A 13,707-nucleotide genomic window follows, 5' to 3' on the forward strand; every position below is an offset into this window, starting at 1 on the left:
GCCGCCGAACAAGCAAAGGGGCCTGGGCGCCCAGCTCAAAGAGCGACACCGGCTAACATCCAAGCTGATTGACGCGCTCCTCGCATCCAGATTGTCGCGCTACACGCAGAAGCACGAACTTTATGCGTCAGGCCACTGCCGCAAACATCATCATGGTCTTTCTGGGTGTCCTGCTGACCTACCAGCAGATCGCCGGATATATCGCCAGCACATAAAGATTGGAGAGAAAAATGCACAACGCACCGAAACCCAACATCGAAGACCTGCCGACCCCCACCCAATTACGCCGGTCAACCATCATTGCCAGCCTGACGGCAGTCGCCATAGGCGCTATGGTCTACCTGCCCGCCGAATACGGCACCGACCCCACAGGCGTAGGGAGCATCCTTGGCCTTACGGAAATGGGCGAAATCAAGCAGCAGCTTGCCGCCGAAGCGGCGGCGGACGAAGCGCTTCATGGCAAAGATGACAGCTCATATCTGATGAATGATATCTTCGGCCTATTCGTCGGGGCAGCACACGCGCAAGAAGTTTGGCAGGACGAGATCACATTTACCCTCGCGCCGAGCGCATCCACCGAGATCAAGGCCACGATGGAGGAAGGTGCCACGTTGACCTACGCGTGGGTCGCCACGGGCGGGAGGATCAACTTCGATCTTCACGCTCATGCAGATGGTGAGGAAGTGACCTACGACAGAGGTCGCGGCCAAACATCAGGTGACGGCAGTTTTGAGACCCCCTTCGCGGGGGATCACGGCTGGTTCTGGCGAAACCGTGATGATGCTAACATCACCGTGATCCTGCAATTGCGTGGCGACTACAGCAACATCGTTCGTAGCGAGTGATGCAAGAAACTGGTCACCCGCGCAGGGATGTGTGGGTGGGCCGTTCGCTACACCGGACTTCAAATGGAAAGATGCGGACAAAGTTGCCGTTCCCGCGGATCAGGCTTTCGACTGATTTTGGACAATCCAGACCTCCATGGAATCGTGAAATGTTGTAGTTTCAGCTATATATGACACACAATGAACCCGGCAGGCTCCCCGTCAGAAAGCGTTAGAGCGCGGGGTCGGAGATGGCTTACAGGTCCCGTTAGCCTTCCTTTAGCCCAACGGAGGTAAGCGCGTCATGTATCGATTGCCGCATTTTTGCGTCTTCGAAGGGGAACGCATCGAAAAACGTTGCGATCGAGGCATCCGGCCTGCGCTCTGTAACCGTTCTTGCCCAAAACGCGGCCTTTTCATCATCTCCTTTCATTTTGAGGATCATGGCGGCTATTGCGCCGATCAGAAAATGTGCGCCGGGCGCCCGGGCGCCTTTTTCGGCCCAGTACGCTGCTTTCTCAAAGTCTTGCAGTTGCAGATACGCCAGGCCGCAGGCAGCTTGCATCGCATAGAGAAAAGGATCGAGCGGGCTGAGGGAAATCGCCCGTTCCAACTGCCTAAGCGCTTTGTTGCCCCGGCTCGCCATCACGTCGGCCCAGCCATGTGCATAGAAGCCTTGCGCAAAGTTCGGGGATAGCTCGATCGAGCGGTCAATCCATGGCATGCCTGCTTCCGGATCACCACGAAGCCAATGCGCGCGGCCCATAGTAAAGTTTCCAAAAGGGTCCACCGGGTCGAGCTCGATGCATTTTTCGGCGAAACGACGGGCATTGTCAGCTTCTGCCGAGGCGTTGCCACGATACTTCAGGAAAGCTGTTTGAAAGCTGGTGAAAGACCGTGCGGCATACGCTCTCGCAAAGCTGGGTTCCAGCGTTGTGGCCCGTTCAAAGTAGTCCGCAGCAATCTGATTGTCGGCTCTGTTGAAGCGATACATATGCTGCAACCCAAGATGATAGACGCCCCAAGCATCTAGATTTTCAGGCGGTACCAGACGCGCGCGTTCAGCCTCATTTAAAGGTACATGCAGTTCGAACGCCGAAATCACATGGGTCACGATATCGTTTCTGGTCTGGTTGACATCGTCGACTGTGCCGGAAAACCGTTCGCTCCAGATCACAGCTTGACTGCGCGTGTCCGACAATTCAACCGATACCGCAATTACGGCACCGAAAATCTCGACCAAGCCCGTCAGGCAATAATTCGTTCCCAGCGCGTCATGGATTACGGTCAGGTCAGGGTTCTCTTGACGAAAGCGAAACGTTGATCCACGCGACACCACGGTCAGCCACCGCAGGCGCGACAGGCATGAAATTAGCTCGGCAGGGATGGCGTCCGCGATGGCGCTGTAGTTTTGGGAATAGCCAATCAAGCGAAACGGTAAAATGGCAATCGATGGGCGCTTGGATTGTGTGGGGATGTCAATCGCTGCTGCAATATCACCGGGGCCTAGGACGCGGGCGGGCACACTGGTCGTTACGCTGCCGACAAAACGCACGCCCCGACCGCGTATTGTACTAATGAATTTTTGGGTGGCGCCGTCGTCGCCCAAGGCCTTGCGCGTTGTCTTGATCACCGTGGCAATGGCCGCATCAGATACAATGCGACCGTGCCACACCGTCTCGACGATCTCGTCTTTTGTCACCATCCTGTCGTGGTTCATCACCAAGAGAGACAGCAACGCAAAGGCACGTGGTTCAATAGCCATGTCGCGGTCGACCTCAAGCAACAGACCGCGATCTACGTCCAGCGTAAAAGGATCAAATCGGTAACGCATACCTTAATTGTTAGGCGCATCTGAGAGAAACGCCATGAAAAACTCAAGTCTCCCTCAAGCACGCCAGTACGAGATGTGCCAAAAATTGGTCATTCCATATTACCAAAGAGGAGAAACCGAAATGTTCAAATATTCATTTTGTTCTTTCACCGCCATGATTTCAATTTCCATCATCTGCGCAGCCACAGGTTCCAATGCAGAAACCGTTGAGGACAAAATTGCGCGCGCGATCACCGCAGCCCCCGCGGACGTCACCAACGCCGCCACAATCATGGACGTAGACGGCACCATTCTACGCGCAGGAACAAACGGCTGGGTCTGTTTGCCGGGTATTGGCTTGATTCCTGGCGATCAACACCCGATGTGCAACGACGCCGTCTGGATGAAATGGATGGCAGCCGCCGCCTCAGGGACTGCTTTTTCAACCGACGTGATTGGTGTGTCTTATATGTTGGCCGGAGATGCGCTGGTAAACAACGACAACCCCATGGCAACCGATCCCAATGATGGTGGTGTTTGGGTGCAGGACGGGCCGCATGTCATGATGCTATTTCCGAACATGGAAATGGTTGCCGACCTTCCCCGCAATCCCTTTGTTGGTGGCCCCTACGTCATGTGGGGCGACACGCCGCTGGCCCACGTCATGCTACCGATGGAGGCGAAACAGGCACCCTGATCGTTTTGAGAATACACAAATCTGATATCCGCGCGCCTCTGGGTCAAAGCACTTTTCGACCGCAATACTTAGTGCCGGTCGACAACCCGCAGGTCAGGGTTATGGACAGGGAAAAGAAAAGCTCGCCTGAATGACTTAACATCGCTGTAAGAGCACTCCAAATAAAGGATCGTCAAATGTCACCAAATACATCCGTCAGAACTACCAAAGGTCGTGGGCGGCTTTATGATAACGTTCTGGATACCATCGGTGATACACCTGTGATCCGTGTGAACAACATTCCCACACATGGCTCAACAATTTACGTCAAAGCCGAAGCGTTCAACCCGGCAGGGTCTATCAAAGACCGTCTGGCCGTGAACATTATTGAAGCTGCAGAACGCTCCGGTGTGCTCAAACCCGAGCAAACGGTTGTCGAAGCCACAAGTGGTAATACCGGCATCGGTCTGGCGATGGTTTGCGCTCAAAAAGGCTATCCGCTGGTTGTAACCATGGCTGACAGCTTTTCGATCGAACGCCGCCGCCTGATGCGGATGTTGGGTGCAAAGGTGATCCTGACCCCGCGCGCCGAAAAAGGTATGGGAATGTACAAGAAGGCTGCTGCACTGGCGGAAAAACATGGCTGGTTTCTTGCAGCCCAGTTTGAAACCGAAGCCAATGCAGAGATCCACGAGGCCACCACAGCCCGCGAAATCATGACTGATTTTAAGGATTCACGACTGGACTATTTCGTCACAGGCTATGGCACTGGCGGGACTGTCACGGGCACCGCGCGCGTTCTGCGCAAGGAGCGCCCGGACACCAAGATCATCCTGACGGAGCCCGCCAATGCGCAGCTTTTGGGCAGCGGCCACCAGCAGGAACGCGACGCCAACAACTCGCCTGCCGCGAGCCACCCGGCGTTTGAGCCCCACCCGATCCAAGGCTGGACCCCCGATTTCATTCCCGCCGTATTGCAGGAGGCGATTGACAACGCATTTTATGATGACCTGATCCCAGTTGCTGGTGCTGATGGCATCCAATGCGCAAAGGATCTGGCCCAAAAGGAAGGGATATTAACCGGTATCTCCGGAGGCTCGACCTTTGCCATTGCACTGGAAGTTGCCAAAACCGCACCAGAAGGCTCCGTCATCCTTTGTATGTTGCCCGACACTGGAGAGCGGTATCTGACAACACCTATGTTCGAGAATATCGCCGAGGACATGGATGCCGAAGAGGTTGCGATCTCTCACTCGACCCCTGATGCGCAAATGGACTGAGTGGCCAAGCCGATGGACGCTTTTGAAACAGCATACCGCCGCGCTGCGGCATATCGGGCCGGTGTGGCCGATCAAAAGGTGCCGCCACAACGCAGCTACCATCAGATGCGTGCGAGCTTTGCGGCACCTTTGCCAGAAACTGGCAGCCCAGACAGCGCGGTGATCCAGGAACTGGCAGACCTGGGCGAACCCGGCCTGATGCAAACAACGCACCCGAGGTTTTTTGGGTGGGTCCTCGGTGGGTCCGCGCCCGTCGGTGTTGCGGCTGACTGGCTGGCGTCAGCATGGGGTCAGAACGCCGCAATGCATGGGTCCTCGCCAACGGCCGCAGCAGTGGAGGAAACCGCGGCGGGCTGGCTGCTCGATATTCTGGACCTGCCTCGTGATGCCGCTGTAGGGTTTGTCAGCGGCGCCACCGTCGGCAGCTTTACAGCGCTCGCTGCCGCGCGCGGTGCATTGCTGCGGCGACAAGGGTGGGATGTCGAGGCTCAAGGTCTTTTTGGCGCGCCCGAGATCCACGTTTTTGTCGGGGACGATGTTCACACATCGGTGTTGTCTGCCCTGCGGTATCTGGGCTTCGGGTCTCAGCGCCTCATCCGGGTCGATACCGACGGGCAGGGCCGGATTTCACCCGAAGACCTGGCACGACAGTGCGCGCATAGAAAAGGCGCCAAGCTGATCATTGCACAGGCAGGTCAGATCAACACCGGGGCCTTTGATCCGTTTCTGGCGATAGCAGACATTGCCCGCGACAACGACGCATGGCTCCACGTGGACGGAGCCTTTGGGTTGTGGGCCCGCGCCGATCCCGACTTATGTGCCCTTGCTGAAGGAGTCGAAAAGGCCGACTCATGGGTCGTTGATGGCCACAAATGGCTGCAAGTGCCCTTCGATTCAGGCTATGCCATAGTGCGCAACCCGCAAGCCCTTCTGAGCGCAATGACGACCTCGGCCAGCTACCTGCCCGCGCACCAAGCCAACGACAGGGTTCCCTCTTTTCTGGTGCCTGAGCTTTCACGCCGGGCGCGCGGATTGCCCACCTGGGCAGTGCTCAAATCGCTGGGGCGCAGCGGCATTGTTAGGATGGTCCGCAACCATTGCACATTGGCGCGCCAGATTGCGCGGGACATGGCGGCAACACCCGGCATTCAGGTCATGAACGATGTGGTACTCAACCAGGTTATTCTACGCTTCGGCCAGGACGATGACGGACCGGAACGGCGCAAGGTGTTGGCCGAAGCCGTTATTGATCAGCTGGTGCGCGAGGGCATCATTTTTGTCGGCGGTGCCGCTTGGCGCGGTGAATGGGTCATGCGCATCTCCTTGATTTGTGATGCCACAACAGTGCAGGATGCAGTAATAGCAACAAAAGCAATTCGCGCGGCCTGGATAAACGTTTCCGCATCTGCGCCGCTTTTCCAGACCATCAAACGATGAACGGGGACGACGTCCCATGCTAACCCATCGCACACAAAGACAACTCGCCGCGATCATGTCGCTGGATGTCGTGGGCTTTTCCCGGCAAATGGGCCTGGACGAGGATGGAACACTCGCCGGTCTCAAACGGTTGCAGAAAACTGTCGTTTCCCCACAGGTGACCCACCATCAGGGGCGTATCGTGAAGCTGATGGGCGACGGCGCAATCATCATTTTTTCCAGCGTGGTTGATGCGGTAGCGGCCGGAATTGCGATCCAAGAGGCGATGCCTGCCTTCAACGACGGGACCTCTCCCGAAAAGGCAATTGCCATGCGTATCGGGATCAATCTTGGCGACGTGATCCTGGAAGGTATCGATATCTATGGCGACGGCGTGAACGTCGCGGCCCGTATCCAGGAAGTCTGCATACCCGGTGGCGTAGCGCTGAGTGCCACGGCACACGAGCATGTCAGCGGCAAGTTAGACGCTGTTTTCGCGGATGTGGGCGAACGTGTCCTGAAAAACATTGCCCGCAAGATCCGTGTGTTTCGTTGGCCCGACACACGGTCAACCGAAATTCCGCAGCAGCTATCGCTCCCCGACAAACCCTCGATTGCGGTACTGCCTTTTGACAATATGTCGAGCGACCCGGATCAGGACTATTTTGCCGATGGCGTTGTCGAAAGTCTGACCGCCGCTTTGTCGCGGATCAGGTCGTTCTTTGTGATCGCCCGCAATTCAGCCTTTGCCTACAAGGGCCGCCACATGAATGTCATCGACATCGGTCGCGAACTGGGCGTGGGTTATGTTCTGGAAGGGTCGGTGCAGCGCGCGGGTGGTAAACTGCGGATCACCGTTCAGCTGATCGAAACGACAACAGGCGCGCATCTTTGGGCCGAAAAATACGATGGCGCGGACAGCGAACTGTTCGATCTTCAGGACCGGATTACCGAGCAGGTTGCCGGAGCGTTGCAACCCTCGATCCAGAAGGCCGAAATCGACCGTGCAACGCGCAAGCGGCCACATGACATGGGCGCTTACGACTATGCGATGCGGGCCATCCGCCATGTCTGGATGCAAGAACAGGAGGAGTCCGCCCGTGCACTTGAACTGCTCGAAAAGTCGCTGGCGATTGATCCTGATTATCCTCTGGCGCTGGCTTTGTCGGGTTGGTGCTGGGCACAGCACTCGGTCTACAACTGGGCTGATGACATCGAAAGCGCCAAGTCCCGCGCCCTTCAGGTGGCGGAAAAGGCGGCTAGTTTGTCGGGTGATGATCCGCTGATCCTGTCTGTGTTAGGTGTCGTGCATACTTTTGCCCGCAATCACGGCACTGCACGGATCATGCTGGAACGTGCGATTCAACTTGACCCGAATGCCGCATGGGCCCTGAGCCGATTGGGCTGGCTCGAAGTGTATGCCGACCGACCCGAAGCTGCCTTTGAGCATTTCGAACACGCAATGCGCCTTAGTCCGCTTGATCCGATGAATTTCAACAATCTTGTCGGGATCGCCAGCGCGCATCAGATCTCGGGCGATTTCGATGCGGCCGCCAATCTTTTCCAGCGGGCCTTGATGGAAAGACCAAGCGCGTTCTGGATTCACCGCAATCTGGCAACGGCGCTGTTGGCAGCGGGCCGGGTTAAGGAAGCCGAGGCATCAAGGGAGGTAATGCTGAAAGCCTATCCAGGAATGACTGTTAAGCGGTACAAGGATGCAATGGTCTTCTCTCCGTCGGCGCTTGAAAATATGGCCGTCTATCTGCGCGAACTGGGTATTCCCGAAGAGTGAGTAATAGGTGGCAAAAAAATAGTTCTGACCACAGTGGGCCAGACAATTTCAGCTTGAAACCACCTGCCGCAGTTCGGTCATCGGAAAGGACACCCGTCCAATAGCCGAGACTCAAACCCTGTGGTCGCATACGCCTTCCAGCCCCTTTCACGAATAAAAACGGTTTTACCCAATATGTGGTAAGCTACGTTTTCGAGGTGAGAGTTGGCATTGTGCCAGTTTCGCTTTCGACAGTGGGTGCCAAATGTCCAAGACACAAAAAGGAGCGTGTTTTTGTGGCGCAGTTGAAGTCGAAGTGACGGGGAATCCCGAAGCTATGGGATACTGCCACTGCGAGTCGTGTCGTTCATGGTCTGCCGGACCCGTCAATGCCTTTACTTTGTTCAAGAACGAGAATGTCAAAGTTACGCGTGGCCAAGACTCTATTGGCCACTTCAAGAAGACCGAGAAAAGCGATCGTCAATTCTGCACGAAGTGCGGAGGGCATCTCATGACATTTCACCCGCATTGGGGGTTGATGGATGTTTACGCCGCCACGATCCCAAGCCAGACTTTTACGCCAGGTGTGCACGTCAACTATGCTGAAACCGTCTTGCCCATGAAAGATGGTCTGCCGAAGATGAAGGACTTCCCTTCCGAATTGGGCGGGAGTGGCGAAAGCGTTTCAGAGTAACAATGTAGGATTGAGGCTCAACTGGCCGGTTCGCCTGTACCTTAACGGCAGGGGAATCGCGTTTGGGTTTATTTCGTCGCATCAAGATCGAAAATCATCAAAACCTCACCACGAATTCGACGAGAGACCCGAGAAGTTCTTCTTCAGCTCACCCTCTCGTCTCTCAGATTTCCAAACGCGATTGCCCTGACCTTAACGGCAGTTTGATCGTAGTTGAAAACAGCTTTGTTTACTTTGGGTCAGCCTGCCTTTGAGATGCGGCAAAGCCGATCTTTATTGCTGCATGATTGAAGGTCGTGGCTTCACTCCGCCCGCCACGGGTTCAAGGCAGTTTCAGTTGGTTTCGGTCGTTAGAGGTCCTTCGTGCAAAGTGCAGCATCAGGGACTATGGGCTCTCACCGGTCGATCGCCGCACGCTACACGAAAGGCCGCTGTCGGGGAACGGGCCAAACTTTGCAAATTTCGCTCTCTGCGTACAAAAGCCGTTCGCTCCGGGGAATTCGAACGGCTGGCTTTTCCCTCGGACAGGAGACAGCTTGAAATTGGCGAAAAGGACATCAGGCCTTTGGAGTGATCTATGCTTTTCAGATCGTACCGAAGACCAGGAAACAGAGGCGCTTCTATCTGCAGCCGCGCGCCTGATCCCGGATGACAGCGTAGTCACCTATCATTTCGACGACGCCCGATCCGACCGGCAGCAGCGCCAATTCCGCTGCCGTCCGGGCCTGAAGCTCCCGGCTGTATTCCACGACCGGGGGGCATGCCGCCACGCCGTTCGTTTCAAAACCCGCCGTCGCGCAGCCTGTCAACCAGCTCGCCCCGATCACGAGGACGGCGAGCCGCCGCCTCCAGCATCCGGCGTTGGGTTTCATTGATCTTCTCCATTTCTTCGAGGCGCTCCGCTTGCCGCCCCACGCGCTCACCGGAGCGGCGGATCGACAGCATGAAAAACAGGACAGCAACTGCAACGGCGCCGTAGCGCAGGGCGACTCGCGCCCATGAACTGGCGGCAATCCCGCTAAGCAAGGTGACTATCATCGCCGCCCCCGTTTCCAATCATCGAGCCGTGCATAAATCGCTACTGTGATCCCAGCCAATGCCACGGCAATAAACACCCACCGGAGCGTGTCGAGATATGGCACCAACGGAATTACGGCAGACTGGGTCTCGGCCAGGATGTTCTGCACCACCTCAACTCCAGCCGCGCCCAGTGTCGCGACACCTGCCGCGCCGCCACCCTTCATGGTGCGGCTCACTTGCCTCGTATTCCCGCTCGATCCGGCTGAGGCCCCGGATGGTCGGGGTCGAGACCATGAATACTTTGCGCCGGTGCGCGAAGGTCGTCGTGCGCGCCTCAGCCAGAGAAACCGGATCGCCTTCTTCATCCGCCGAGGCCGGATAGGCATCGACCTCATCGAGAAAGATGTAACGCGCGGGCATCGAGCGCAGGCCGGTGGCGGAGTTCGCGCCGGTCAGCACCAGAATGCCGCCCGGGAATTCCTTAGACAGCATCGAGTTGCCCGCATCGCGTGAGCGCGCCGGTTTGACCCGCGCGCGCAGAGCAGCACTTTCCTCGATCAGCGGATCAAGGCGACCGCGCGAGGAGCGTTTGGCCATCTCGACCGTGGGCAGCACCGCAAGCATTGGACCCGGCGCATGGTGGATCACAAACCCGATCCAGTTGTTGCCTGCTTCTGTTGCCCCGACCTGCGCCGCCTTCATGAAGGTAATACGCTGCGCCGGGTGCCGGGGGGAGAGCGCATCCATGATCTCGCGCAGATACGGCGTGCGATCCGTACGGTACCGTCCGGGTTCAGCACTGGCCCGCGAGGACAACCAGCGATGCTGGTTCGCCCACTCAGAAACCGTCAGGTCCGGGTCCGGGCGCAGTCCCTGACGCCAGGCACGCAGTATGTCTTCGGCCCCGTCAAAGCTGAGGTCGACGTCTGCGGTCAGGTCATCGTGTGCGGTCAGGTCATCGTGTGCCGTGCAGTCACTATCCGAGGCTGACCCGGAGATCGGCGAGGGCGTCAAGCTGTTCGCGGACATGGGTTTCCAGCACTCTCTGGATGATCGCGGCCTCGATGATCACCGGGCGCCCCGTTGCCGTTTCCACCTCCGCTGCCACTTGTGCGGCCATCAACGCCGCGACGCGGGCAGGCCAGGTCACCCAGACATCGCGTTCCTCGCGTGCCAGACGAAACACCAGCGTTTCGGCGCGCGCCCGATCGACCAATGTGCCCTTTTTCTTCTGGATTGCCAGTTGGCGTTCCTGCGCCTGATAGACGGTCAGCGCGGTGCGGGCCTTGAGATAGGACGTGCTATCAGCGGGACCGCTGAGATTGCTTTCTGCGCCACCAACAGCCCGGCGCTGCTGATCGGGATCGGTTGTTTCGGCCCGTCGCGCATCAGAGGCAGCGGCATTGATTGAGCCATCCGCCCACAGCACCATCCGCCCGGTCTGCTTGGCCTTCTGGATCGCCCCGCGCGACAGGCCGGAATGGGCAGAATACTCCCGCTCGCTCATTCCTTCCATAACCATCCCACCGCGTATCTAAAGCAATGATATTGCTTGGTATTCATTTGATTAAGAAGCCAGATCGAGCGATTCTGATTGTACAAAACGACACACCCGCCGGAGACAGATCCATGACCGCGAAGATCCAAGCCAAACCCGCACCGCAAGCTCTCCTTCTGGAGATCGCCTTGAAGCACTTCCCGAACATTGAAACTCTCGAGACCCGAAACAGCGACGTGCTGGATTTCCATGACGTTTCGATCTGGTCGATCCGTGACGCGTTGGCCGCAGCATATGCCGCCGGTCAGACAGCGGCGAAACGATGAGCGGAGACAGAACCATGACCAACCGACCCGCCAAAGACAATGCCGAGGCCCTTGCGGCCTTCCTCACCGCCAAGGTCGACATCGATGCGATGCTGACGCGCCTGCAAGGCTTCAGCGGCGAGCATTTCAACACCAGCCCTGATGACGTCAATTGGGGCGACGTTGGAACGCTCACCCACTATGCCAGCAAGCTGCGTGAGATTACCGACAGCGCGTTTGACGAGGGCGAACACGCCGACTAGACGACCACGCGCCATGACGCGGCCCGCCAATGCGGCGGGCTTGCCCCGGTAGAAGGGCCCGCATTCTGCGCCCCCTAATCACGGAGGCCTGAATGGCTGACCTCACCAATACCCAATCCCACATCCTCTCCGCCGGTGCCCAGCGCCCCGGCAATCTTGCAATGCCGCTGCCGAAAGGGCTGCATGGAGCTGCGGCCAAAAAGGTGGTCACCATGCTGATTGGACGCGGTTTCCTCGAAGAGGCCGATGCCGATATCCGCCACTGCGAGCCTCTCTGGCGCGAGACCGGCGATGGCCATGGCACCACGCTGGTGGTGACCGAAGCCGGGCTTGCTGCCATCGGAGTTGAACCCGTAGTGGTGCAAACCATGGCGCGGGTTCGCAAGGGGGCAAAGCCTCGGGAAGCGCCGAACGCGCCTAAACCCCCGCGAACAGGCACCAAGCAGGCCCAACTGATAGCGATGCTCGAAGCGAAAGGCGGCGCGAGTATGCCGGAGATCACCATAGCCACCGGCTGGCAGGCTCACACCGCGCGCGGAGCAATCTCCGGGGTGCTGAAGAAGAAGCTGGGGCTGGATGTTATTTCGGAAAAGATCGACGGACGCGGTCAGGTCTACAAAATTCTCTCCTGAACACCACCGGAGGGTGATGCCGCCGTCCTGCCCGGGCGGCGGTTTCTCGTTTCTGCCTTGTGGATCCTGATCGCCTCGAACACACGTCGCAACACGAACGATCTGACGATGCTGATGAAGGTGAAGGCCATCGCCAGCTTCAGGTTCTGCGCCAGCGGCATGTGCAGTCCGAACCACGGAAACGCCAGCATTTGAGTTATTACGGCGGTGCTGTAACCGACAATAACATTGGCGATAGGCGCGGTCCCCATCGGCTGATTGCAGCTTGTCCGAAAAGCGAAGAGGTGCTCAGCGCGAACACACGCTTTGTCGTCTCGCCGCTTGATCCAAGTTAGCGACACCGCCCGCGCCAAGTGGAATAGCTATGAGACTGATCCGCATTCGCTCGTGCCAAAGCAGCTACCCAGCATGCGCCATTTTTGAATGCGGACAGATGAACAGGAGTTGGATAAATGATTACGAATGTAGGAACTGTGGACCGTGGGGTCCGGCTGGTTCTGGGTGTTGCGCTCATCGCGGCAGCGCTTTTCAGTGGACTGACCATTTTTGACGGTGCCGTTATGAAATACGGCGCGATCCTGGTGGGGGTGGTTCTGACGGTGACAGGCCTGATGCGAACTTGCCCGGCGTATTCAATTCTTGGCATCCGCACCTGCAAGGTGTGAGGTCAATGGATACCGTCTTTACGTCTTTGTCAGTACAAATTGGGTTGAGACGGGCAGGGCGGTTCCGTAGCCTTCACCCAAGATAAAAAGTGACCCATTTAAGGGCTTTCACAGCAGCCCCGAGATCATTCGCCTGGCGGTCATGATGTGCGTTCGATTTCGCTCCGCAACGTTGAGGACCTGCTGCACGAGCGCGGTGTCGATATCAGCCATGAAACGGTTCGGTTCTGGTGGAACCCGTTCGGCCCGATGTTTGCCGCAGAGATCCTGCGAATCCGGGTCAGCCGGATGCGTGCATATTCGGACTGGCCATGGCATCTGGACGAGGTTTTGGTGAAAATCAAGGGCGAGACGCACTGCCTTTGGCGAGCCGTGGATCACGAGGGCGAGGTGACAGTCCATTGTCACGCCGCGCCTCTGACCACTTACCGATCAAAGCAAGGTGGCGCTTTGGTCTCAATGGTAAAGGCAGCTAAGGATGATATCCGATGTCCTAACCCTTCTTTTCTGGATCGCCACAGTCGCTGCGCTGTTGGCAATAGCGTCCTCGGTGGCACACCGCTCATATCGTCGCTTCTTACAAAGATCGCGTGGACTTGACACAACTGCTCTACCTTGTGCTGGGTCGGCCACACCGCTCGATGCCCTACTGTAGCGCGACAATCTGGATGCGAGGAGCGCGTCAATCAGGATGAGAATCCTTGGTCGCGACACTTGAGACGATGCCGTCGTTTTCTATCGCGATCAAGGGTTTTGTGTTTTTGATTGTCGCGGCGCGTCAATCAGCTTGGATGTTAGCCGGTGTCGCTCTTTGAGCTGGGCGCCCAGGCCCCTTTGCTTGTTCGGCGGC

14 protein-coding genes and 3 pseudogenes are annotated in these 13,707 nt (G+C 57.5%); 11 read left to right on the plus strand and 6 right to left on the minus strand.

Translation table 11 applies throughout. The features are described from left to right. The first annotated feature begins 230 nt into the window (after nt 1-230). Complete coding sequence (locus tag LC354_RS22355) at nt 231-845, plus strand: transmembrane anchor protein (protein ID WP_223428055.1); 615 nt, start codon at nt 231-233, stop codon at nt 843-845. A 247-nt stretch (nt 846-1,092) separates the two neighbouring features. On the opposite strand, the gene LC354_RS22360 is transcribed toward LC354_RS22355, so the two are convergent. Continuing rightward, a complete protein-coding gene (locus LC354_RS22360; RefSeq protein ID WP_223428060.1) occupies nt 1,093-2,658 on the minus strand; it encodes a winged helix-turn-helix domain-containing protein in 1,566 nt (521 codons plus the stop codon). A gap of 7 nt (nt 2,659-2,665) precedes the next feature. On the opposite strand from LC354_RS22360, the gene LC354_RS22365 reads away from it, so the two are divergent. The 5 genes from LC354_RS22365 to LC354_RS22385 all read left to right on the plus strand — a co-directional run bounded on the left by LC354_RS22365 (nt 2,666) and on the right by LC354_RS22385 (nt 8,474). Continuing rightward, nucleotides 2,666-3,334 carry a hypothetical protein gene (locus LC354_RS22365; protein ID WP_223428061.1) on the plus strand — a complete coding sequence of 223 codons (669 nt, stop codon included), beginning with the start codon at nt 2,666-2,668 and terminating at the stop codon, nt 3,332-3,334. 176 nt (nt 3,335-3,510) lie between these two features. Further along, nucleotides 3,511-4,593: a PLP-dependent cysteine synthase family protein gene (locus LC354_RS22370; protein ID WP_223428062.1), complete on the plus strand. Its 1,083-nt coding sequence runs from the start codon at nt 3,511-3,513 to the stop codon at nt 4,591-4,593. A gap of 12 nt (nt 4,594-4,605) precedes the next feature. Then, nucleotides 4,606-6,030, plus strand: a complete 1,425-nt coding sequence (locus LC354_RS22375) for a pyridoxal phosphate-dependent decarboxylase family protein (RefSeq protein ID WP_223428063.1) — start codon at nt 4,606-4,608, stop codon at nt 6,028-6,030. A 16-nt stretch (nt 6,031-6,046) separates the two neighbouring features. Next, complete coding sequence (locus LC354_RS22380) at nt 6,047-7,801, plus strand: adenylate/guanylate cyclase domain-containing protein (protein WP_223428064.1); 1,755 nt, start codon at nt 6,047-6,049, stop codon at nt 7,799-7,801. 244 nt (nt 7,802-8,045) lie between these two features. Further along, nucleotides 8,046-8,474 carry a GFA family protein gene (locus LC354_RS22385; protein WP_449649486.1) on the plus strand — a complete coding sequence of 143 codons (429 nt, stop codon included), beginning with the start codon at nt 8,046-8,048 and terminating at the stop codon, nt 8,472-8,474. A 780-nt stretch (nt 8,475-9,254) separates the two neighbouring features. On the opposite strand, the gene LC354_RS22395 is transcribed toward LC354_RS22385, so the two are convergent. From LC354_RS22395 to LC354_RS22410, 4 genes and pseudogenes are all read right to left on the minus strand, one after another. Beyond that, nucleotides 9,255-9,512, minus strand: a complete 258-nt coding sequence (locus LC354_RS22395) for a hypothetical protein (protein WP_223428067.1) — start codon at nt 9,510-9,512, stop codon at nt 9,255-9,257. Beyond that, nucleotides 9,509-9,727 (minus strand): annotated as a pseudogene (locus LC354_RS22400) (YcbK family protein); the annotation flags it as partial. The gene LC354_RS22395 and the pseudogene LC354_RS22400, both read right to left, overlap by 4 nt. Then, nucleotides 9,726-10,523: pseudogene (locus LC354_RS22405) on the minus strand (phage terminase large subunit family protein); the annotation flags it as partial. The pseudogenes LC354_RS22400 and LC354_RS22405, both read right to left, overlap by 2 nt. Continuing rightward, nucleotides 10,471-11,010 carry a hypothetical protein gene (locus LC354_RS22410; protein ID WP_223428069.1) on the minus strand — a complete coding sequence of 180 codons (540 nt, stop codon included), beginning with the start codon at nt 11,008-11,010 and terminating at the stop codon, nt 10,471-10,473. The gene LC354_RS22410 and the pseudogene LC354_RS22405, both read right to left, overlap by 53 nt. A gap of 113 nt (nt 11,011-11,123) precedes the next feature. Between LC354_RS22410 and LC354_RS22415 the strand changes: the two genes are divergently transcribed. From LC354_RS22415 to LC354_RS22425, 3 genes are all read left to right on the plus strand, one after another. Beyond that, nucleotides 11,124-11,318, plus strand: coding sequence for a DUF6900 domain-containing protein (locus tag LC354_RS22415; RefSeq protein WP_223428070.1), 195 nt, complete (start codon nt 11,124-11,126; stop codon nt 11,316-11,318). Between the two features lie 14 nt (nt 11,319-11,332). Then, complete coding sequence (locus tag LC354_RS22420; protein ID WP_223428071.1) at nt 11,333-11,560, plus strand: hypothetical protein; 228 nt, start codon at nt 11,333-11,335, stop codon at nt 11,558-11,560. Between the two features lie 92 nt (nt 11,561-11,652). After that, nucleotides 11,653-12,192 (plus strand): DUF3489 domain-containing protein, encoded by a 540-nt coding sequence (locus tag LC354_RS22425; protein ID WP_223428073.1) that lies wholly within the window; start codon nt 11,653-11,655, stop codon nt 12,190-12,192. On the opposite strand, the gene LC354_RS22430 is transcribed toward LC354_RS22425, so the two are convergent. Continuing rightward, nucleotides 12,174-12,443: a DUF7220 family protein gene (locus LC354_RS22430; protein WP_223428074.1), complete on the minus strand. Its 270-nt coding sequence runs from the start codon at nt 12,441-12,443 to the stop codon at nt 12,174-12,176. The genes LC354_RS22425 and LC354_RS22430 overlap by 19 nt on opposite strands. A 201-nt stretch (nt 12,444-12,644) precedes the next feature. Here LC354_RS22430 and LC354_RS22435 point away from each other — a divergent pair, with 201 nt between their 5' ends. Together LC354_RS22435 and LC354_RS22440 are read left to right on the plus strand one after the other, a co-directional pair. Beyond that, nucleotides 12,645-12,857 carry a YgaP family membrane protein gene (locus tag LC354_RS22435; RefSeq protein ID WP_223428075.1) on the plus strand — a complete coding sequence of 71 codons (213 nt, stop codon included), beginning with the start codon at nt 12,645-12,647 and terminating at the stop codon, nt 12,855-12,857. 153 nt (nt 12,858-13,010) lie between these two features. Further along, a pseudogene (locus tag LC354_RS22440) lies at nt 13,011-13,250 on the plus strand (DDE-type integrase/transposase/recombinase); the annotation flags it as partial. Nucleotides 13,251-13,707: the final 457 nt, after the last annotated feature.

Origin of the sequence: Tateyamaria pelophila, assembly GCF_019966495.1 — a bacterium.
Lineage (GTDB): Bacteria > Pseudomonadota > Alphaproteobacteria > Rhodobacterales > Rhodobacteraceae > Tateyamaria > Tateyamaria pelophila.